This is a genomic window from Stutzerimonas sp. NM35 (assembly GCF_054604355.1).
In genome coordinates, this window is sequence record NZ_CM137728.1 from 1302982 (window position 1) to 1321411 (window position 18430).

Here is an 18430-nt window from a genome sequence, read left to right on the forward strand (position 1 = left end):
TTCCTCCGTCAGTTGTAAATTTCGGCTTGCACGTCGCCGTTCAAGCTTGGTTGGCGACGCAGGTTGATGATCTGCAGCAGCGCGCCCAGCGCGGCGACGCCACCGGCACTGGCGGCCAGGGTCCAGGTGGGCATCTGTAACAGCAGCACGAAGCCGCCGGCTGCGGCGCCGATGGCGCTGCCCAGGTAGAGCGCCGACTCGTTCAGGGCGATGGCCAGGTTGCCGTCACCCTGGGCCTGGCGCGCCAGTATCAGCTCGTTGTTCTGCGGTACCTGCAGCGCCCAGCCGACGGCGCCCCACAGGGCAATGGGCAGCATCACCAGCCAGGTGTTGAGGGCAGCTGCTAGCGGCAGCACGAACAGCGACACGGCGAGGATCAGCATGATGGCGAAGGTCAGCACCGGGCCCCTGATACGGTCCACCAGCGGGCCGATCAGGAAGCTGCCCAGCACGCCGCCGATGCCCCAGACCCACAGGTAGGGTGTGACCGAGCGCACCGCGCCATAGGTCGGGTCAGCCAGCAGCGGGGCGATGAAGGTGTACATGCCCAGGCTGGCGATGGCGGCCAGCAGCGACACCAGCAGGATGACCAGCACATGGCCGTCACCGAGAATCGCTAGCTTCTGGCCCAGCGTGGTGGCAGTGGCTGCCGGCAGGGAAGGGAGCTTCAGCAGCAGGCCGAACAAGGCCACCAGGCCAAGCAGGGTGACCAGCCACAGGGCAGCTTGCCAGCCCAGCTGTTCAGCGATCAGCAGGCTGAGCGGAACACCCAGCACCACGCCGCTGGCCATGCCGCCCATGATGATGGCGATGGCCTTGCCACGGCGCTCGGGGATGGACACGGCGGCCGAGGCGCCAATACCCATGGCCAGGTAGACGCCGGCGCCGATACCGGCGATGGCCCGCCAGGCCATCAGCGCGGTGAAGCTCTCGGCCAGCGCGCTGGCAGCGTTGGCGATGACGAACAGGCCCAGGGCCAGCAACAGGCCGGCGCGCTGACGGTGCGCTGGGGTCAGGGCGACGAAGATTGGCGAACCCAGGCCGTAGGCCAGGGTGAAGGCGGTAACCAGCTGCGCGGCCACCGCGACGGAGACCGCGAACGAGGCCTCGATCATCGGGATCAGCCCGGCGGTGACATAGGAGGCCATGCCGAGGGCAAAGGCACCCAGCGCTATGAGGTAGATGGGTGATTGGTTGGGAGTGTGCATGCTCGGACTCGCTTGCGTTGCAGGAACGTGTAGGTGGTACAGCGGAGGGATGCGGCCCCGCACCGGGGCCACATCCGGTTGGGGCTAGAGTTCGAGGCTGACGTCGTACTCGTTCAGCCAGGTGTTGAGGCCGACCGCCAGTTCCATGCCCATGCGCTCGTACATGGGCGAGACATTGCCGAGCGGTTTGGCCAGGGTTTGCTGGATACGGGCGCTGTCGAGCAGCGGCGTGACCGGCGCGTTGCAATCCGCCTGGATGGCAGCCAGGGCGTCACGCAGCGCTTGCTCGTAGGCCGGATCCTGGGTCGAGGGATAGGGACTCTTGACCCGCTCGCTGATCGACTCCGGCAGCAGGTCGCGGGTCGCCGCGCGCAAGATGCTTTTCTCTCGCCCGTCGAAGGCCTTCAACGCCCACGGGATGTTGAAGGCGTACTCGACCAGGCGGTGGTCGCAGAAGGGCACCCGTACCTCGAGGCCGGCGGCCATGCTCAGTTGTTCCCGAAGAAGTGCTTGGTACATCCGTTTATCTCCTTAGCGAGTTGATGACACGTCTCTGTGTGGATCCTCATCAAGCAAGAGCCCTGGCACGGGTGTTTGCGGCCAGGTCGGGGTATTCTTCTCGGGATTTATAGGGGTTACAATTTGACTGTTTATCCTAGTGCTGGAGGTAACCGGATGAGCGCGCCTCGCACAGCCGAACGCACTCGGGTAGAGCTGGCCGAATTCCTGCGCAGCCGCCGCGAACGTATTTCGCCGGAGGAGGTGGGTTTGCCCGCCGGTACTCGGCGGCGCACGCCGGGGCTGCGCCGCGAGGAGGTTGCAGCCCTGGCCGGAGTAGGGTTGTCCTGGTACACCTGGCTGGAACAAGGACGGGAAATCAGCGTGTCCGCGACCTTCCTCGACAACCTCTCGCGCACGCTCAAGCTGGATGCCACCGAGCGTCGCCACCTGTTCCTGCTCGCCCACCAGCGACTGCCGCCAGAGCCGGGCAAGACCTGGTGCACGGTGCCTGCGCTGATTCATCGTCTGATGGGGGATCTGCCGTCACGTCCGACCTACGTGCTCAACCTGCGCTGGGATGTGCTGGCCTGGAACGCCGCAGCGGATCGGGTGTTCGGCTTTTCCGTCGTGCCGGCGGACCGCCGTAACCTGCTGTGGATGCTGTTCACCAACCCGGCCATGTGCGAGCTGTTTAATCCCTGGGAGGAGCAGGCGCTGCAGATACTCTCCAGCTTCCGTCGTGACTTCGTGCGGGCGACCCAGGATCCGGATATCGCCGCGCTGGTGAAGGACCTGGAGAAGGCCTCGCCGGACTTCAGGGAATGGTGGCGGCAGCAGGACATCCACGGCCCGTGTCAGGGGAACCGTCACCTGAAGATCGATTCGGTCGGCCAGGTGGTGTTCGAGCACACCACGCTGACCATCGACGAGGATCGCCACCTGCGGCTGGTCTACTACGTGGCCAAGGAAGGCATGCCGCAGAGCCGAGACTTCGAGCAGTGGCTGCTGCAGGAGCCGGCGCTGGTGTAAGCCCCGGCGCCTGTTGTTCAACCAATCGACGGCCCGCGCTGGCGACCCAGTTGCCAGGACACCCTGTTGCCCTGGATCAGCGCCGATACGCTCTGCCCGAGCCGCTGCTCAATCACCGGCTTCCACGGCACCAGGCTGAAGCCGATGCCATCGTCGAGAAGGGCATAACGGCCGCTGGCCAACTGCACGCTGCGCCGGTAAATCCCGCTGACTCGCTGGCCCTCAACCGCCGGGTGGTACCGCATGCCCGTCTGCGCCGAGATATCGCGCGCCGCAGCGGTCAGCTCCCGCCCGCGCAGGGTGACTAGCAGGTTGCGTGCAAGCACCACGCGTTGGTCCTGGCGTTGGGCCAGGCCCTGTTCCACTAGGAAGTCGGCGCGCTGTCGCAACGCTTCGCGCACCTCCTTGCCAAAACCTTGGTCGACCAGTTCGCGGTTGCCGCTGATCAACTGCTGGTCCAGCCAGGTGGCGCCGACGGCGCGCACCTGCTGCCCGAGGGGCAACGGCGTGCGCAGTTCGACGGCGACGTCGCCCAAGCGGCGGGCATCATACCGCCGGCCTTGCTCGGGCAGATCGGCCGGTACCCGCCAGACGCCCTCGGCCAGCCGCTCGACGATATCGCTCCGGCGTAGCGCTTCCAGTCGCCGTACATGACGCTCGACCAGTGCCTGGGGATCCTGTCCTTCGACTGTCTGTGATCGTGCCAGGGGCAGGTGATGATCGGTGCGATAAATACCGCCCGTAGCCAACGCGGCAATCGACCTGTCCACTGTGCGCGGTTCTCTCAGGCTGCGCGTTTCCACCACGCCACCGATGGGGTAGTGGGCCAGTTCCGCGCGTGCAGGCATGGCCAGGTAGTGAGCCTTGCCGTCGAGACCGTCGACCACCAGGTAGCCGCGGTCGTGCAGCTCGTCGGCCAGCCCCTTGGCGACGATCCGGCCGACTACCTCGGGGCCATCCTTGCCCGGCTGGAATACAGTCAACTCGCGCTGCGCGCCCCCCATGGCCCGCTGCATCGTGCGTACGATATCGCCGCGCTCGCCCATGGCGCGCAGGGTCGCCTCGGCGGCGTCCCGCAGGAGCCATTGTCCTGGGCGAACTTCATCGGTCAGTTCAAACTTCTGTAGTTGCTGCAGGCGACCGATCAGCAACTGCCTACGTGGATGGTTGGCGAGCCCCTTCAGGCTGAGCACGCCAGTCTGGCGTTCGCGCAACAGGGTTCGATCCAGACTGGTGAAACGCTCCTGCTGCACCTCGCGCTGCAGGCTCTGCTGAATCTCCAGTTCGGTACGCGGGCCGAGCCATTCGGTGGCCAGCTCCGACGCTCGGTTGCGCATGCCCTCGGCGATGTAGTCACGGGCGATCACCAGGTCCTTGCAGGTGTCGTCCCTGCCGCGCAGGACGATGTGGATATGCGGGTTGTCGGTATTCCAGTGGTCGACTGCTACCCAGTCGAGGCGCGTCCCGAGGTCGGCCTCCATCCGGCTCATCAGGTGGCGGGTGTAGGTGCGCAGGTCGTCGAGTTGCTCGGCATCCTCGGACGAGACGATGAAGCGAAACTGGTGACGATCGTCCCTGCCGCGCTCCTCGAATGCATTGAGGTCGGCCTGGTCGGTCAGTGGCCCGTAGGCCTGACCCGGATCGCCCTCGCGGTTGACGCCGTCGCGCTCGATGTAGCGCAGGTGGCTGAGCGTCGAGCGCTTGCCAGCCTGGCGCAGGTTTACCAGGCGCGTCTTGATGGTGACGCGGCGTGCGTTGGACGGCAGTTGCTGCGCGCTGAAACGGGCGGCGACATGCCCGCGGCCGAGGCGGGCGCCGGGCTGGTGGCCTGTCTTGCGTGGCTTGCCGGTGCCGGCCTTGTTGGCCTGGCGCAGCACCTGGTTGACGAAGGGTTGTCCGCGTTGCTGCGCCTTGCCCGGCTGCGGGCGAAAGCGCAACTCGTCGTCAGGATGGCTTCCCTTGCTCATGTTTAGACTCCTCCAAGTTGATCGCAATAGGGCGTGTCAGGCACGCTTCCCGGCCAACACAACTGTGGGGCGAACACGATTCCGGCACCTGGCGACGCAGGCGCCGTGTCACCGCCAACCCCCGTGCAGACTGCTTTCCGGGCCAACGAAGTGCCGCCCCCTTTTATCTTGCCCTCCGCTTTTTCCGTGCCTTTGCGCTGCTGAGTTGGGTAATCAGGAGAGGCAGGACGACGACCTCCAAAGCCTCTGGCAGGCAGGCGAGGGCAGAAGAATCTACAGCCAGGGGGCCCGCGACCGTGCACGTCGAGCGCATGCGGTCGGCAGGCAGATCGATACGGAGAAGGCCTGTTCATCGACGCGACTCCAGCCACAGGGGCTGCGCCCGACCGATCACCGCGTCGACAGACACCAGGCCGAAGTAGCGGCTGTCGAACGACTCCGGGTCGCTGCTGAGCAGAAGCAGTTCATCGCCAACCAGGCGCCGGCAGGCCTGCCAGGCTGGCAGCGCGCGATCTTGGAGATCCCACTTCAAGCGCCTGGCAACAACGACGCCATCGATGCGTACCTGATTGCCCACCACGCATACCTGCTGCGATGCCATCGCCACCACTGTCTTCAGCAGTGGCACGTTCGCCGGCAGGTAGCCGCGCTGCGCTGCCAGCGACCTGACCTCCGGCGGCAGATGAACCAGCACCAGATCGCCCGGCGCTAACAAGTTGGCCGGCGAAATGCGGTACCAGCCGACCGGCACGCTATCGGACGCGTTGTAGACTAGCCGTGGTGGTGACGTTGTGAGCGCCGCCCAACCCAGGCCAACCAGGCCACTGGAGAGCAGCGCCAGTGACCACAGCGAACTCCGGTTGCCCAGCGTCATACGGCCGCGTCCGGGAACTGCTGCTCCAGCACTTCGCGCAGCATCTCTGCCATCGTCACGCCGTGGTCGAAGGCCGCCAGCTTGATCCGTGTGCGCAGTGCCGGCGTCACGTCCAGCGTCAGCCGGGCGCTATAGCGCTCGACCTTGCCATTGTCGATTCCAACGCCCTGGCGTATCCAGGTTTCGGCCTGCGGATCAGCCAGTGGGCGTGCACCGATACCGATGCGCTTGCCGCTCATGGCGACCACCTCAGCAGCTCATCGACCAGGCTGCTGACCTCGCGCGCGGCGGCGCTGTCCGGTGCCAGTTCACGTGCCAGGCGACCGGCCGCCACGCTCTCGGCGAAAACGATGCGCTGGCGTACTTCGGCCTGTAGCGCCGGTAGCGGTTGGTCGGCCAGTGCGCCGCGTGCCTCGCGGCCGATCACCGTGGTGCTGACGCGGCGGTTGATGGCAAAGGCCGCGCGCAGCGTCGGCCTGAATACCTGGGCCTCGCGGATCAGGTTGACCATCTCCGCGCTGGCCCACAGGTCGTAGGGGCTGGGCTGCACCGGGATCAACACGCGATCCGCTGCCAGCAACGCCGAGCGGGCGAGGGCGGCGATGCGAGGTGGTCCGTCGATGATCACGTGGTCAGCACGGAAAGCCAGTTCCGGGGCTTCTTGGTGCAGCGTCTCGCGCGCCAGGCCGACGGCGCTGAACAGTCTGGGCAAGCCCTGCTGGCTGCGTCGCTGTGTCCAGTCCAGGGCCGAGCCCTGCGGGTCGGCATCGAGCAGGATGACGTTCTGTCCGCGCAGGGCCAGCTCACCGGCGATATGTGTGGCCAGGGTGGTCTTGCCCACCCCGCCTTTCTGGTTGAGCAGGGCGATGATCATGACCGGATCTCCCCGGCCAAACCGCGTCGATCAGCCCCTGTCCACAAGCGGGCGCTGCCCCAATAACAAGTTAGAGCTTTTAAGTTAGTTAAGTTAAGGGCGGCTGAAAGACACGCCAGCCGCGGCTTGCAGAGAAACTCGTGCGCCCGATGGCACGAGGGTGATGCGCCTGATAGCACGCGCCCGTTTGCGCCTGATAGCACGACTGCATTCACAGCCTTTACGCAAGTTATCCCCGTGCCGTCTACGGCACGCGTCGGAAGGCCAGCAGCTCGGTCGATGGGGGCAGGTGAATGATCTTCAGGCGATACCCCGGCAGCGACTGCCGGGCGACTAGTGCACGTACATCCAGAGCAAAGTCGGAATAGCGCGCGGTGCTGCCTGATTTGCGGTACAGATGGCGAAAATCGAACTGCCAGCCGCCCTCCTGCTTGCCGCCGTGCTTGCGCACCAGGCGGTACAGCCAGCGCTCGATGCCGCCGGTAAGCCGGAAGTAGGCCGGGTCGATGGTCAGCACCAAGGCCTGATCCAGTACCCCACTGTAGAACCAGTCCGGCAGGATCAGCTCGATACCCAGTGACCGGCCATCCGCCGTGGCCAGCTCCTTCCACTCGTTGATCCACGAAAAACGATGCAGGCGTCGGCCGGTGCTCTCGCGGATGGAGGTGGCCACGCTGGTTGACTGCAGCCGGTCCAGGGCAGCTTTCAGGCGCTGGTAGTCGCGCAGCGAGGCGCCACGACCGATGAAGCGCAAGATCTGGTAGGGCGTTGCACGCATCAGCCGCGAAGTGGGGATGCCCGCATCGCGCGCCTCGACAAGCTGGCTGGCCGCCCAGATCAGGATGTCGGCATCCCAGATCGTGGCGATGCCATGCTCCAAAGTGCCCTCCACGCGGACCGTCACTTCTCCCGAGCGAAAGTCGATGGGCACGGTGCGTCGCGACTTGGCCAGTGAGAAGAACGGATGCGCCATCAGGTCCTGGGCGTCGCGTGGCGCCATGTCCCCCGGCAGGGCACGGAACAGATCCAGTTGCTCGTTCTGCGAAGGCAAATCGAGATGCTGACGATTCATTGGCGGAGGTTTCACTGATCATCACGCTGCGCTCCCGGGTGGCGGTCGATGTACTCGGGATCGAAGGTGGTCTCGAAGCTGCGCTCACCGGCCCAGGCGTGGAGATCGGCAAGCGCATACATCACCCGCCGGCCGAACTTATGGAAGCGCGGCCCGCCGCCGATCACCCGCTGCTTCTCCAGCGTGCGCGGCGACAGCCGCAGGAAGTCCGCTGCTTCGCTGTTGGTGAGATAGCGAGGGGCAGAGCAGGTCTGTGGTGTTTGCGCCTCGCCAGCACTCTCAACGGGCCGCATGGCATGCGCCGTTGGCCCGGCCTTGCGGTGCAGTGGGGCATCGATATCGATGCGACGTGGTTGGCGGGAAAGCTTGGTTGAGAGCGACATGGTGTGTCCTCCGTTGACGTGGGAGGTGCACCGTGCGGTAGCCGTCGCATTCGATCATGCCGGGTTGGGTCTGAGCGAATGCGCTGGCAGGAGACGCGAGAATTGATGCCGGGAAGGTCTGAGCGCTGATCGGATACGCCCATCTACGCGTGTCACCGGCCACGGTGCCCAAGCACGCCCAGCTCCGCACGCGTAGCCCTACGGATTTACGGGGCTACGGCTTTCCACAAAACCGGAAAACCGCAACGGCGGATTTCTGTAAATCCGTAGAAGCGTAAAACCGCTTTCCCACCAATCCGTAAATCCGTGGATATGGATCGAAGGATTTGGGCAGAAACGTAAGACCGTAACGGTCCCAATCAACTGGAGGCACAACGTGGTGTTCCAGGCTGATCGCCAGGGGTGCCCGCCGGGACATCAGCCTTCCGGGTGGGGCGCGCGGGTGACCGGCAGGGCAGGGGCGCAGAAAACAAGGCACCGGATCGCCCCGGTGCCTTCCTATGCCTAGCGATTCCAGAACACGTGCACCTGCTCGAAACCGGTTTCCAGGGTGAACAGGTCACCGCTGTACTCCATGTCGCGGGCCATGGCGCGATAGTCGATGTACATGGCCAGGTGCTGCGGAATGCCGGTGGTTTCCTCGGTCAGCTGCTGGGCGTAGTCGGCCAGCGAGCTGTAGCAGCCGCAGTAATCTTCCTCAGCCGTCTTGCGCGCTTGCTCCAGGTCGTTGAAGTGAGCGAGCAGGGCGCCGCCGAACTCGGGGTGCTCCTCGATGAAGCACGCAACCTCATGGGCGTTTTCGAGGCCCTCGTACTCGCCGAGGCGGTAGCCGTCGAAGCCCTCGAAATCGTGGATGGCGTATTCCTCTGCATCCTTGACCGGCGAGGCCGCCAGCATGACGCTGACTTGCGTCTGGATGTCCTCCAGTTCCAGGGTGGCGTCGATCCAGACACCATGCAGATGACCGGCGTTGTAGGCGGCCAGGTCGGCAACGTAGATCCTGATTTCTTTGCTCATGGCTTTCGCTCCTTCATCTTCAGGGTTCTGCGCTTGCGCTGCGCATGAACCCCTGCCGACTAGGGCGACTAAGGCGGTCGTGAAAAAATCAGGAAAAATCGCGGAGGCTCCACCCAGCGCAGCGGCCGGGTGGAAACCGTCTATTTTTCTTGATTTTGAGGGGGCAAGAACCCCTGCTTTTAAACAGGGAGAACTTCACCACGAGTGGTGAAAGCAACCAGAACAGAGACTGGACGCAGAAGGCGTCCAGTCTCTGATAGCTGTTAGCTTGAGGTCATCGGTGTCGCTTGCTCCAACACGTGGGCAATGCGCAACAAGTCATTTCTGCTGGCACAGCGATTACCGGCTTGAGCGAGTTTATGAGCTAGAGCGGCCAACGCCTCTGGATGCTCTATCAAGATCTCAACCTGCTCCAACGGAGTCATGCCGCGAAGGTTTCGCTTCCATGCAAGCTCAGGGGCTAGTTGTAAAAGACGTTCGGTCGCATACAGATTCGCGGTCCAGGCTGAAGTATGAAGCGGGGACTGGCCGTCAAAAGTGGTCTTGTCGAGCCCGCATGGATGATCGAGCAGGGCATCGACGCAACTGTCCACGCCGGACTTGATCGCAGAGTGCAGAGCGGTCATGCCCTGCACATCCTGCATATCAGGGTCGGCACCTGCGTCCAGCATTAGCGTGACCATCTCAGTATCCCCAACTTCCGCCATCAGCATGAGCGGGGTTTGCTTCTTGAAGTCTGCAATATTCAGCTGTTTCGGTGCCTTCAGTGCCAACATGCCAATGGCTTGATGCCAGTGTTTAAGCATGATCTCAAGACGGCTCCATTCGCCTTGCAATTCGTTTGGTGTCATATATCGAAGGTGGGGAAGTCCGCGAAGAAAATTGCTGTGTCCCTTTATCCAATGCATCAACAGTGAATCGCCGGTCACCGACGGAAGTGGCGCGTTGAGTTTGCTGCGATTGCGCTGTATCCAGTCAAGCAGTCCCGTCTGGTCACCGGCCACCAGAAGTCTGATGGACTCTTGCACTTTTTCACGAGCCAGAGGCTCCAACTGCTCAATACCCGGGTAGGGTTTGTACAGCGTGCTCCAGAAATAATCGCTGGCCCAGCGTGCCGTATCCTCGATGCTGGGAATCTCACTACTCTCGACCATTCCACCGGCCAACATCTCTCGATAATATTTTTCGTGGTTTTCCGGTACGAGCCTCTGATTAGCCACCGCTATGGCAAGACAGTCCCGTGCCACTTCACCACGCAATGGCCCACAGTTGCGCTCCAGTCCAGCGTCTAAAGCCTCCCGAAACAGCTTGCCAGCACCCTCGAAGTCATTGCTGGCCAACAGATGCTTGGCCTTGTACTGCAAGATTGCGGCCTTCCACAGAACGTAACCATCGCTCGCCTCGGCTTCGTCGAGCAATGCCTGGACCCGCTTGCTGCAGTCTTTCGGGCGTTGTTGATGGTCGCCGTTCAGATAAGCATTGAGCTCGAACAGAATCGCCTGGACAGTCTGTGCCGGTGTGAGGGCCAGCTCACGCAGGCGCTGAATCGCGGCCGCTTTGGCGCATGTGCTGAGCTCGGAGTGATTGACCACTTGGCTGACTACCCAGTAGCGATGTTCACTTTGCAAGGCTCGCCACGAGGAAGAACGCTTCATGCGAGCTATCAGATGCAACTCTGTATTCAGTTCGTCTGCAATGGCAGCAGCACGTTCCGCGTTGCGCATGATGATAGGTCGTGCGGATTCCGTATCGAGCCCCAAGTGATCCTCAAGCTTTGCGCCTGCCTGTACTTCGGAGAAGTAGCGCGTCAGCAGGTGTGCCAGCTCCATATTGGCAGTTTCTCGACGTGACGGCAGGATGGAAAGGTATAGCCCACGTCTATCTGTGGCGGGCAGGTGCTCCTCGAACCAAGCATTCTCTGCCGCCTCGCCCTTATCCCCGCAGTTACGCCAAGCGTCGATAGTCATGTTGTAGACAAACTTGTAGATAGCGAGTGGCTGCAGCAGTTTGTTCTGCTTAGGGTCAGTGCATTGTGAGTTAACGCCGGGGCACAGAAATTTGAGCAAACGCTCATAACCATCCTGCACCATTCGGGCAAAGAGCAGGCGTTGACGGACCGTGTGTAGCGACGGAATAGCATAACGATCAGCCAGGCATTCGATGAAAGCAGCCTTTTCATCTTCATCAGCAGCACCATCCAGAATGGCCTCAAGACTGCCCGGTTGGGTCATCGGAATTTCGAGGCGGAGTTGGTCTGCTGTAAGTTGTTTGCGTGTTACGAATGCCTGCGCGTCGGCGAACTGCTCGGCAGGCGAGCGACTGTTGTCGAGGGTGAACGCTCCCTTGAAGTCCAACACCGCTTTGTCCGAAAAGTACTTGCGGAAGGAGTCGGGGCGGATATTGGTATCCTTTCGCCAGTTGTACAAGGAGCGCCGTAGGCCATCATGTCCGCCTCTTGTGATCTCACTGCGCTGATCGGCAAGCTCTTCTAGAGGCATCCCCAGTAAATCCAGTAGCCAATCCACTACCTGGGCAACGGGTAGATAGAGGCTCTGTTTTCCGCTCACCTCGCGGGGTTCGGGCAGATACCAGAAGCGCCCGCCAGGCATGCCCGTGTCCAATGGTTTGCCCAGATTCCAAAATGCGGCGCGGCGAGCCAGTCCAGGCATATAGACGTACCCCAGCAGCATCCACAGGATCTGGCGCTCATCGGCGGCAAAGGTCCAGGTATTAAGCTCTAGATATTTGTAGGCGTTCCCGAACTCGGTAAGGTTGTCGAGGACATCGCGGCGAGCCCGAGGATCCATATCCAGAGCATCGAAGATAGCGTGCAGGACTTCTTCGCCCATGGCCTTGTGGGCTGCAAGGCTGTCTTGCCCGTTCGCAAACTTGTTCTTTTTGGTGGTCGGATAGCTTGAGCAGCCGAGGCTCTGATGAATCTCCAGTAGAATAGCTTCGGCCAGTGGTAGGGTGCTCATGGCGCCTGTCCTTGGTGTTGTTGACGGTGCGTTAATCCTTGCAAAGCGTTGCAACCTTACCACTGAAAAATCGTGTACCCCCCCCTACGCAGGAACGATGAGGAGGGGGGTACGCCGTTCTGCATACCGGGTAATCAGGTGCACTGAGATCCTGCGCGGACCCCAACAGACGGAGTCCGCTTCATGCAACCACCCACCCAGCTTGTCCTGAACTGGCATCTCACCGAAGCATGCAATTACCGTTGCCAATACTGCTATGCAGCCTGGAAAGAATCTGCGTGCCCACGAGAGTTGATCCACGATGCAGATCAAACCACAGCGCTGTTAAGAGAACTGTATCGATTCTTCCACCCTACTAACCACGCCAACCCGCTGGCTAGGCGAATGTCCTGGAACTCCGTCCGTCTCAATCTGGCCGGTGGCGAGCCTCTGCTATATGCCAAGAAGCTCCCTGCCATTGTTAGTCAGGCCCGGGCGCTTGGCTTTGAAGTCTCCATGATCAGCAATGGGGCAAGTCTGACCCGGGAGTTACTGGATCGTTTGGCACCCCAGCTAACCTGGCTTGGTATCAGCATCGATTCGAGTAGTTCTGAGACCAACCGTGCAATCGGCCGAGTCGACCGTCGTGGCAAGCTTCTCAACCTGAGCGATCTGGCCAGCGCCCTCGACAGTGCTCGTCAGTTCAACCCTGGTTTGAGGCTCAAGCTCAATACTGTGGTCAACCAGGCCAATCATGCTGAAGACATGAGCGATCTTTTGGGCCTTTTTGCTCCGCAGAAGTGGAAAGTCCTGCGCATGCTGCCCGTGGTCAACCAGCACTTGAGCATCAGCGAAGAGCAGTTCGCCGCCTTTGTCCTACGTCATCGCGCCTTCGCGAATATCTTATGTCCGGAAGACAACCAGGACATGGCCGAATCCTATCTGATGGTTGATCCACATGGGCGCTTCTTCCAGAACAGCCCGCTGATTGTGGGGAGCGGCTACACCTACAGTAGACCGATCCTGGAGGTAGGTGCGGATGCGGCCCTTTCTCAAATGTCCTTCGACATTGAGCGTTTCCTCGCACGCTATATCCTGCAGGCAGGAGAGGGCGCATGAAGTATTGTTCGAACAAAGAAATCGATGCGCTCATCCGTCAACTGGTTCGTCAAGGATGGCGCTTCCATCGTGGAGGTAAGCATGGACGGCTTACTCATCCTAGTGGCCGACCGACAGTGACCGTAGCCAAGTCACCTAGCGACTTCCGGAGTTTGGAAAATTTCCGCCGCGACTTACGCAAAGCTACTGGTTGATGCTGGAGGCCAGCGGTCTGCTGGTTCACAATCTGATCGCTTGTCCAGCACGGTATTTCTACTTTGGAACTGAAGACGCGCAAGTTCGCCAAATGATCTAGACCCGAGGTAGACCACCCGGTCTGTAATTGTCGTGCTTGCAGCAGTCGTCAGGCTATTGGCTCAACAGGGATCACAAAAGGAGCAGGGATGGGAGTTTTCACGCCGGCTGGAGAAACGCGTGTAGCTGTTCTGGTGGATTGCGACAACGTATCGCCCGAGATTCTGGAGCATGCCCTGCGCGTGGTCGCCCAGTTCGGCCGTGTCGTCCTGAGACGGGGGTATGGCAATCACGGCACCTTGGCCAACAAATGGCAGGAGGCTCTGGTTCGACTGGCCTTCACGCCATGCCTGCAGTATCAGTATGCAGCCGGCAAGAATACTTCCGACATTGCCCTGGCCTTGGATGCGATGGAGGCGCTATTCGATCAGCGCGCGGATACGTTCTGCCTGGTAACCAGCGACTCAGATTTCGCCTACCTGTGCCGCAAGCTCAGAGAGCGCGGCGCTACCGTCTGCATCGTCGGTGAACCCATGACCCCCGACGCACTGCGTAACGCCAGTGACCAGTTCTTCGAGTGGCGTCGCGAGGAGCATTCCCAGGAACCTGTTGCGGAGCATGCCGAGAAGCTTGCGGCCAAGGCTGAGTCGAGCGGCAAGCAGGAAACCGCCAAGCCGGAGCCCTGCAAGCCTGTCGTCAAACGGCGACCAAGGTTCGTGGTCGATGCCGTATCTCTGCTTGCAGGTGGAACCAGCGAAGGCAAGGTCACCCTGAGCGCCCTTGGGCAGTACCTCAAACGTACCGATCCGGCATTCTCGCCAAACGCCTACGGCCACTCTGGTCTACTGGACATGATCAAAACCTACGACCTGCTGCATCTGATCCAAGAGAACGGCGGCCACTGGACGGTGGGGCTGGCGGCCAAGGAGGAGGAGCCGACGGAACACGCTGCGGACGCCTGAAAGGCCGCAGCAAAAAGGGGGCTCAGCCCCCTTGGTTCATAGCAACCCAAGCTCGGCGAAAGACACCGTGCGTTGGCCAGCCACGATGACGTGATCCAGCGAGCGGACATCGACCAGCGCCAAGGCTTCTTTCAAACGCTGAGTGAGCACCTTGTCAGCCTGGCTTGGCTCTGGATTTCCGCTTGGATGATTGTGCGCGAAGATCACTGCAGCTGCATTCAGGCGCAGTGCCTCCTTGACCACCTCGCGTGGGTACACAGACGCACTGTCGATGGTGCCGCGGAACATCTCGACGTATTGGATCAGGCGATGCTTGGCATCCAGAAACAGTGCTGAGAAAACCTCGTGCTCAAAGCCACCCAGCTTCGTGATCAGGTACTCCTTGACCAGCTCCGAAGACGTGAAGGCTGCGCCTCGCTGAACCTTCTGATCGATCACCTTGCGAGCGGCATCCAGGATCTGTTCTGCAGTGGCAGGCAGATAGCGACCTTGCTCGTCGCGAATCATCAGGGAAGCGTCAAAGACGAGAGAAAGCTGCGACATGATCATGCTCCAGTTGCTCGGGCGGAATTGCCCGGAACCGGTCCAGCACGGCGCAGCGCAGCCGTCAGGGGGCTATAGCCGGCCCAGCCGCAAATGCGCGAAGCGCATGCAGCCCTTGACGGCGAGAACGCCGTGATACGGTGAGAGGAAACAGCAAGACCACCATTCCACCGATCTCACAGACGCCACCAGCAAGCGCAGCGCGCAGGCTCTAACGACAACTGCTATTGAGCTGTTGACGGCATTTGGCCATTATCGCGGTGTGCTGATTTATCGGATGATTGGCACATCGACGCGCCCGCTATTCAGGTTGCACTCAAGCCGCTCTGCCCAGGGAAGAAAATGTATGGAATGGCCTCTATCCATCGCGCTCGTCGTCGCACTGTTGCTGTGCGCGAAGCTTTTCCAAGGCTCCAGAGCGGCCCGCAAAGCCCACATCGCCGAGCAGGTGTTGAGGGATTCGAGAATCCATGAGCAAGAGCAGGTGATGGCTCAGCAGGCCTCTCAGATAAGGCTGCTGCAGTTAGAAATATCTCTGCTCACCGACGCGCGTGATGCTCTGCTAAAACGGGTCGAAGCGCTCAGCAAATACACCTCAATCGAGGATGTCGAAGCCGTTGCTAAGGCCATCGTGGTTGATGCGCAGCGCTTGCTGGAGCAGTCTAAGTCAGACGCCAATAACTTGCGCCAAGAAGCCGAGCTGGCCGCCAGGAGCACAGTCGAGCAGGCGAATCTAAAGTCCCAGAATGCCTTGGAGCAGGCCGAGCGCCGTATTGAGGCGGCCGGACAGGAAGCAGAGAGAATTATCACCGCCGCCCATCTGCGAGCGGAGGAAATCGCCGGTGATGCTTATACCGCAATGAACCGCGCCAAGGACTTTGCCAACACCGCTCAAGCGATGAAAAACATCATTGAGGGCTATGGCGACGCCTACATCGTACCCACCTACAACCTGCTCGATGACCTGGCTGACGAGTTCAGTTTTACTGAGGCAGGGCAGAAGCTCAAAGACGCTCGCGACACCTGCCGCATGATGGTAAAGAGCGGACTTGCGGCCACCTGTGACTACGTAGAGGCAAACCGCAAGGAAACAGCCATTCGCTTTGTCGTAGACGCTTTCAACGGCAAAGTCGATTCCATTCTTTCTCGTAGCAAGAGCGATAACCACGGCAAGCTGGAGCAGGAAATCCGCGACGCTTTCTCGCTGGTCAACCATAACGGTGCAGCCTTCCGCAGCGCTCGTATAACCGACAGCTACTTGGCAGCGCGTTTGGAAGAGTTGAAGTGGGCGGTAACCGCCAAAGCCTTGAAGGACGAGGTGTAGTGGTCAACCCATCCCGGACAGTGGGTTAAGTTTTTCTTCGGCCACCGCAGGCGGTAACCCGTCGTTGAATTGATGCGGCCTGACCCAGTTGTAGCGGTGCATCAGGTAGTGGCTGATATCCCGCTGAGCTTCCTGTGCCGTCAGGTAACCGGTCTGCGGTATCCACTCCGACTTCAGGCTGCGGAATAGGCGTTCCATCGGCGAATTGTCCCAACAATTACCCCGGCGGCTCATGCTCTGCTGCATTCGGTAGCGCCACAGCCGCTGCCGGAACAAGCGGCTGGCGTACTGGCTACCCTGATCCGAATGGAACAGCACCTGCTGTGGCTTGCCGCGCTGCTCATAGGCCATATCGAGGGCTTTGATTACCAGCTCGGCATCCGGTTTGGCGGAGAACGCCCAGCCAACCACCCGACGCGTGTGCAGATCCAGCACCGCGGCCAGGTAATGCCAACGACCTTGCGCCCAGACGTAGGTGATGTCGCCGCACCACACTTGGTTCGGGCGCTGGACTGCGAACTCACGGTTCAGTCGATTCGGGATATCCGGGCGCTCAACCGTGGCCTGCTTGTAGGCGTGCGAGCCCGGCTGCTTGCTGACCAGCCCCAACTCACGCATCAGTCGACGCACACGGAAATGGCCGATCTCCACGCCGTCCTCGCGCAGCATACCCAGGATGCTTCGGCTGCCAGCCGAGCCCCGGCTTTGGTTAAACAACTCGTTGACCCGGCTACGTAGCGCGACGCGACGAGCATCTACACGGCGACGTCGAAGGCGATGGGCGTAGTAGCAAGATCGCGTCACATCGAAGGCTGAACAGACCACTTCTACCGGTTCCCGCTCACTCAACTGGTCTATCAGCGCGTACGATCGAGTTCGTCCGACATCAAGAGAGCGGTAGCCTTTTTTAATATCGCTTTCTCCCGCTCCAGCCGGTTGATCCTAGCCTCTAGCTCCTGGATCTTCTGCTGCTCGGGTGTCAGCGCTTTGCTTTTTGGGGTAACGCCCTGGCGCTCGTCTTGGAGTTGTTTCACCCATCGCCGCAAAGCCGAGTCCACGACGCCCAGCGAACGGCAGGCCTCGATATGGCTGTAGCCCTGATCTAGTACCAAGGCAGCTGCCTCTCGTTTGAACTCGGCGGAAAACGTACGTCGTTGCTTGCTCATCGAACACCTCTTAATGGCGAGGATTTTCGCCTAAATCGGTGTCCGGGATCAGTAGACCACTACAAGGAGAGGGAAGAGCAACGCCGGCTACGTGAGCAAATCCGGGAGGAGGAGAAAGCTCGCCGGGAATACGAGCGCGCCATCAAGGATGCGGCCAAGGAAGAAGATACGCTGCGCAAAGCCATGGAAAAGGTGCAGAAGCAGGTTGAGGCTGCCAATGAGGTTCAGCGTGCCGAGTTCGAGGCCAAGTTGATGGAGCTTGAAGCGAAGCTGCGCGAAGCCGAGGAAAAGAACCAGCGAGCTCTCTCCATGGCCCAGCAGACCCGCTCCGGGCATGTGTATGTAATTTCCAATATCGGCTCGTTTGGCGAGGAAGTATTCAAGATCGGCATGACGCGTCGCCTCGAGCCTCAGGATCGTATTCGTGAGCTGGGTGACGCCAGTGTGCCGTTTGAGTTCGATGTGCATGCCATGATCTTCAGTGACGATGCCCCCGGGCTTGAGAAAAGCCTGCACCGGCACTTCCTGCGGCAGCAGGTGAACAAAGTCAACCCGCGCAAGGAGTTCTTCCGCCTCGGGCTGGAAGACATTAGACAAGAGCTGGAAAACCTGGGGGTTGAGACGCATTGGACGATGACGGCCAAGGCTCATGAATACCGGGAGAGCCTGCGCATTGAGCAGCAGATTCTGGAGAACCCGGAAATCGAACGCGAATGGACAAGGCACCAGTTGGAAGTCGAAGCTGTGGTCGAAGAAGAAGAGCTTGTCAGTTAATGCGCGTGGATAGGGGGAAACTACAATGAACATCGATATCACGGCTATTGAGCGCTACTTCAGGCTCTTTGCGTTGCCGGTTTTTCTCATGCTCATAGGCATCATGGGAGTGATGCTGTTCTCTGGTACCGCCCCCGCTAGTGATCTTGCTTCCGCCTTACTGGCTAATGTTGGGAGGGTGCTTTTTCCCGCCAGTGCGGCGCTGACCCTTGTCGCCTCCATCTGGACTGCCTGGAACTGCTGGCAGCTCCTTCGCTGGGAACGCGGCGACCTTCAGGGCGGCTGTAACCGCTGCGGTGGGGTTATGTCCCATAAAGACGGACGCTATGGCACGTACAGCGTGTGCAAGATGTGCGGCGGCAAGCGTGAAGGATGGCATTGAGCATCGAGTGAAACTGAGGTGGCAGTACTACGAGACACAGGGGT

17 protein-coding genes and 1 pseudogene are annotated in these 18430 nt (G+C 60.9%); 6 read left to right on the forward strand and 12 right to left on the reverse strand.

The window, feature by feature from the left end; translation table 11 throughout:
* Nucleotides 1-8: 8 nt before the first annotated feature.
* Both ACYCFC_RS06220 and ACYCFC_RS06225 read right to left on the reverse strand, forming a co-directional pair.
* Nucleotides 9-1208: an MFS transporter gene (locus tag ACYCFC_RS06220; protein ID WP_459653444.1), complete on the reverse strand. Its 1200-nt coding sequence runs from the start codon at nucleotides 1206-1208 to the stop codon at nucleotides 9-11.
* Nucleotides 1209-1292: 84 nt separating this feature from the next.
* Nucleotides 1293-1730 (reverse strand): annotated as a pseudogene (locus ACYCFC_RS06225) (asparagine synthase-related protein); the annotation flags it as partial.
* Between the two features lie 153 nt (nucleotides 1731-1883).
* Between ACYCFC_RS06225 and ACYCFC_RS06230 the strand changes: the two are divergent.
* Nucleotides 1884-2738, forward strand: coding sequence for a helix-turn-helix transcriptional regulator (locus ACYCFC_RS06230; RefSeq protein ID WP_459653445.1), 855 nt, complete (start codon nucleotides 1884-1886; stop codon nucleotides 2736-2738).
* 17 nt (nucleotides 2739-2755) lie between these two features.
* Here the strand turns inward: ACYCFC_RS06230 and ACYCFC_RS06235 are convergent, their stop codons facing one another.
* The 8 genes from ACYCFC_RS06235 to ACYCFC_RS06270 all read right to left on the reverse strand — a co-directional run bounded on the left by ACYCFC_RS06235 (nucleotide 2756) and on the right by ACYCFC_RS06270 (nucleotide 11903).
* Nucleotides 2756-4705, reverse strand: a complete 1950-nt coding sequence (locus ACYCFC_RS06235; protein ID WP_459653446.1) for a DUF3363 domain-containing protein — start codon at nucleotides 4703-4705, stop codon at nucleotides 2756-2758.
* Between the two features lie 349 nt (nucleotides 4706-5054).
* A complete protein-coding gene (locus ACYCFC_RS06240; protein WP_459653447.1) occupies nucleotides 5055-5579 on the reverse strand; it encodes a S26 family signal peptidase in 525 nt (174 codons plus the stop codon).
* Entirely contained in the window at nucleotides 5576-5818 is a 243-nt protein-coding gene (locus ACYCFC_RS06245) for a hypothetical protein (RefSeq protein WP_459653448.1), read from the reverse strand. The genes ACYCFC_RS06240 and ACYCFC_RS06245 overlap by 4 nt, the downstream gene beginning before the upstream one ends.
* The gene (parA, locus tag ACYCFC_RS06250; RefSeq protein ID WP_459653449.1) at nucleotides 5815-6453 is read right to left on the reverse strand and encodes a ParA family partition ATPase; all 639 of its coding nucleotides are present in this window, start codon (nucleotides 6451-6453) and stop codon (nucleotides 5815-5817) included. Before parA ends, ACYCFC_RS06245 begins: the two co-directional genes overlap by 4 nt.
* Nucleotides 6454-6697: 244 nt before the next feature.
* Nucleotides 6698-7525 (reverse strand): replication initiator protein A, encoded by an 828-nt coding sequence (locus ACYCFC_RS06255; protein ID WP_459653450.1) that lies wholly within the window; start codon nucleotides 7523-7525, stop codon nucleotides 6698-6700.
* Between the two features lie 11 nt (nucleotides 7526-7536).
* Complete coding sequence (locus ACYCFC_RS06260; protein ID WP_459653451.1) at nucleotides 7537-7908, reverse strand: helix-turn-helix domain-containing protein; 372 nt, start codon at nucleotides 7906-7908, stop codon at nucleotides 7537-7539.
* 504 nt (nucleotides 7909-8412) lie between these two features.
* Nucleotides 8413-8925 (reverse strand): antirestriction protein ArdA, encoded by a 513-nt coding sequence (locus tag ACYCFC_RS06265; protein WP_459653452.1) that lies wholly within the window; start codon nucleotides 8923-8925, stop codon nucleotides 8413-8415.
* Nucleotides 8926-9188: 263 nt separating this feature from the next.
* Nucleotides 9189-11903: an ankyrin repeat domain-containing protein gene (locus ACYCFC_RS06270; RefSeq protein ID WP_459653453.1), complete on the reverse strand. Its 2715-nt coding sequence runs from the start codon at nucleotides 11901-11903 to the stop codon at nucleotides 9189-9191.
* Between the two features lie 183 nt (nucleotides 11904-12086).
* On the opposite strand from ACYCFC_RS06270, the gene ACYCFC_RS06275 reads away from it, so the two are divergent.
* Both ACYCFC_RS06275 and ACYCFC_RS06280 read left to right on the forward strand, forming a co-directional pair.
* Nucleotides 12087-13001 (forward strand): viperin family antiviral radical SAM protein, encoded by a 915-nt coding sequence (locus ACYCFC_RS06275; RefSeq protein WP_256518989.1) that lies wholly within the window; start codon nucleotides 12087-12089, stop codon nucleotides 12999-13001.
* Between the two features lie 383 nt (nucleotides 13002-13384).
* Complete coding sequence (locus tag ACYCFC_RS06280) at nucleotides 13385-14197, forward strand: NYN domain-containing protein (protein ID WP_459653454.1); 813 nt, start codon at nucleotides 13385-13387, stop codon at nucleotides 14195-14197.
* A gap of 36 nt (nucleotides 14198-14233) precedes the next feature.
* Here ACYCFC_RS06280 and radC read toward each other — a convergent pair whose 3' ends face one another.
* Nucleotides 14234-14740 carry a RadC family protein gene (gene radC, locus ACYCFC_RS06285; RefSeq protein ID WP_256518991.1) on the reverse strand — a complete coding sequence of 169 codons (507 nt, stop codon included), beginning with the start codon at nucleotides 14738-14740 and terminating at the stop codon, nucleotides 14234-14236.
* A 346-nt stretch (nucleotides 14741-15086) separates the two neighbouring features.
* Here radC and ACYCFC_RS06290 point away from each other — a divergent pair, with 346 nt between their 5' ends.
* Nucleotides 15087-16064 carry a DUF4041 domain-containing protein gene (locus ACYCFC_RS06290; protein WP_459653455.1) on the forward strand — a complete coding sequence of 326 codons (978 nt, stop codon included), beginning with the start codon at nucleotides 15087-15089 and terminating at the stop codon, nucleotides 16062-16064.
* Between the two features lie 3 nt (nucleotides 16065-16067).
* On the opposite strand, the gene ACYCFC_RS06295 is transcribed toward ACYCFC_RS06290, so the two are convergent.
* A protein-coding gene (locus tag ACYCFC_RS06295) for an IS3 family transposase (protein WP_459652135.1) occupies nucleotides 16068-17230 on the reverse strand; the annotation gives its coding sequence in 2 pieces (ribosomal slippage) (nucleotides 16068-16975 and nucleotides 16975-17230; 1164 coding nt in all).
* Between ACYCFC_RS06295 and ACYCFC_RS06300 the strand changes: the two genes are divergently transcribed.
* Together ACYCFC_RS06300 and ACYCFC_RS06305 are read left to right on the forward strand one after the other, a co-directional pair.
* Nucleotides 17219-18004, forward strand: a complete 786-nt coding sequence (locus ACYCFC_RS06300) for a GIY-YIG nuclease family protein (protein ID WP_459653456.1) — start codon at nucleotides 17219-17221, stop codon at nucleotides 18002-18004. The genes ACYCFC_RS06295 and ACYCFC_RS06300 overlap by 12 nt on opposite strands.
* Before the next feature lie 25 nt (nucleotides 18005-18029).
* Nucleotides 18030-18386, forward strand: coding sequence for a hypothetical protein (locus ACYCFC_RS06305; protein ID WP_053069162.1), 357 nt, complete (start codon nucleotides 18030-18032; stop codon nucleotides 18384-18386).
* The last annotated feature ends 44 nt before the right edge of the window (nucleotides 18387-18430 follow it).

Excerpts from the sequence above, each read along its gene's own strand:
- ACYCFC_RS06220 (WP_459653444.1), bottom strand. The coding sequence starts at position 1,208 with ATGCACACTCCCAACCAATCACCCATCTACCTCATAGCGCTGGGTGCC.
- ACYCFC_RS06230 (WP_459653445.1), top strand. The coding sequence starts at position 1,884 with ATGAGCGCGCCTCGCACAGCCGAACGCACTCGGGTAGAGCTGGCCGAA.
- ACYCFC_RS06235 (WP_459653446.1), bottom strand. The coding sequence starts at position 4,705 with ATGAGCAAGGGAAGCCATCCTGACGACGAGTTGCGCTTTCGCCCGCAG.
- ACYCFC_RS06240 (WP_459653447.1), bottom strand. The coding sequence starts at position 5,579 with ATGACGCTGGGCAACCGGAGTTCGCTGTGGTCACTGGCGCTGCTCTCC.
- ACYCFC_RS06245 (WP_459653448.1), bottom strand. The coding sequence starts at position 5,818 with ATGAGCGGCAAGCGCATCGGTATCGGTGCACGCCCACTGGCTGATCCG.
- parA (WP_459653449.1), bottom strand. The coding sequence starts at position 6,453 with ATGATCATCGCCCTGCTCAACCAGAAAGGCGGGGTGGGCAAGACCACC.
- ACYCFC_RS06255 (WP_459653450.1), bottom strand. The coding sequence starts at position 7,525 with ATGAATCGTCAGCATCTCGATTTGCCTTCGCAGAACGAGCAACTGGAT.
- ACYCFC_RS06260 (WP_459653451.1), bottom strand. The coding sequence starts at position 7,908 with ATGTCGCTCTCAACCAAGCTTTCCCGCCAACCACGTCGCATCGATATC.
- ACYCFC_RS06265 (WP_459653452.1), bottom strand. The coding sequence starts at position 8,925 with ATGAGCAAAGAAATCAGGATCTACGTTGCCGACCTGGCCGCCTACAAC.
- ACYCFC_RS06270 (WP_459653453.1), bottom strand. The coding sequence starts at position 11,903 with ATGAGCACCCTACCACTGGCCGAAGCTATTCTACTGGAGATTCATCAG.
- ACYCFC_RS06275 (WP_256518989.1), top strand. The coding sequence starts at position 12,087 with ATGCAACCACCCACCCAGCTTGTCCTGAACTGGCATCTCACCGAAGCA.
- ACYCFC_RS06280 (WP_459653454.1), top strand. The coding sequence starts at position 13,385 with ATGGGAGTTTTCACGCCGGCTGGAGAAACGCGTGTAGCTGTTCTGGTG.
- radC (WP_256518991.1), bottom strand. The coding sequence starts at position 14,740 with ATGTCGCAGCTTTCTCTCGTCTTTGACGCTTCCCTGATGATTCGCGAC.
- ACYCFC_RS06290 (WP_459653455.1), top strand. The coding sequence starts at position 15,087 with ATGGAATGGCCTCTATCCATCGCGCTCGTCGTCGCACTGTTGCTGTGC.
- ACYCFC_RS06305 (WP_053069162.1), top strand. The coding sequence starts at position 18,030 with ATGAACATCGATATCACGGCTATTGAGCGCTACTTCAGGCTCTTTGCG.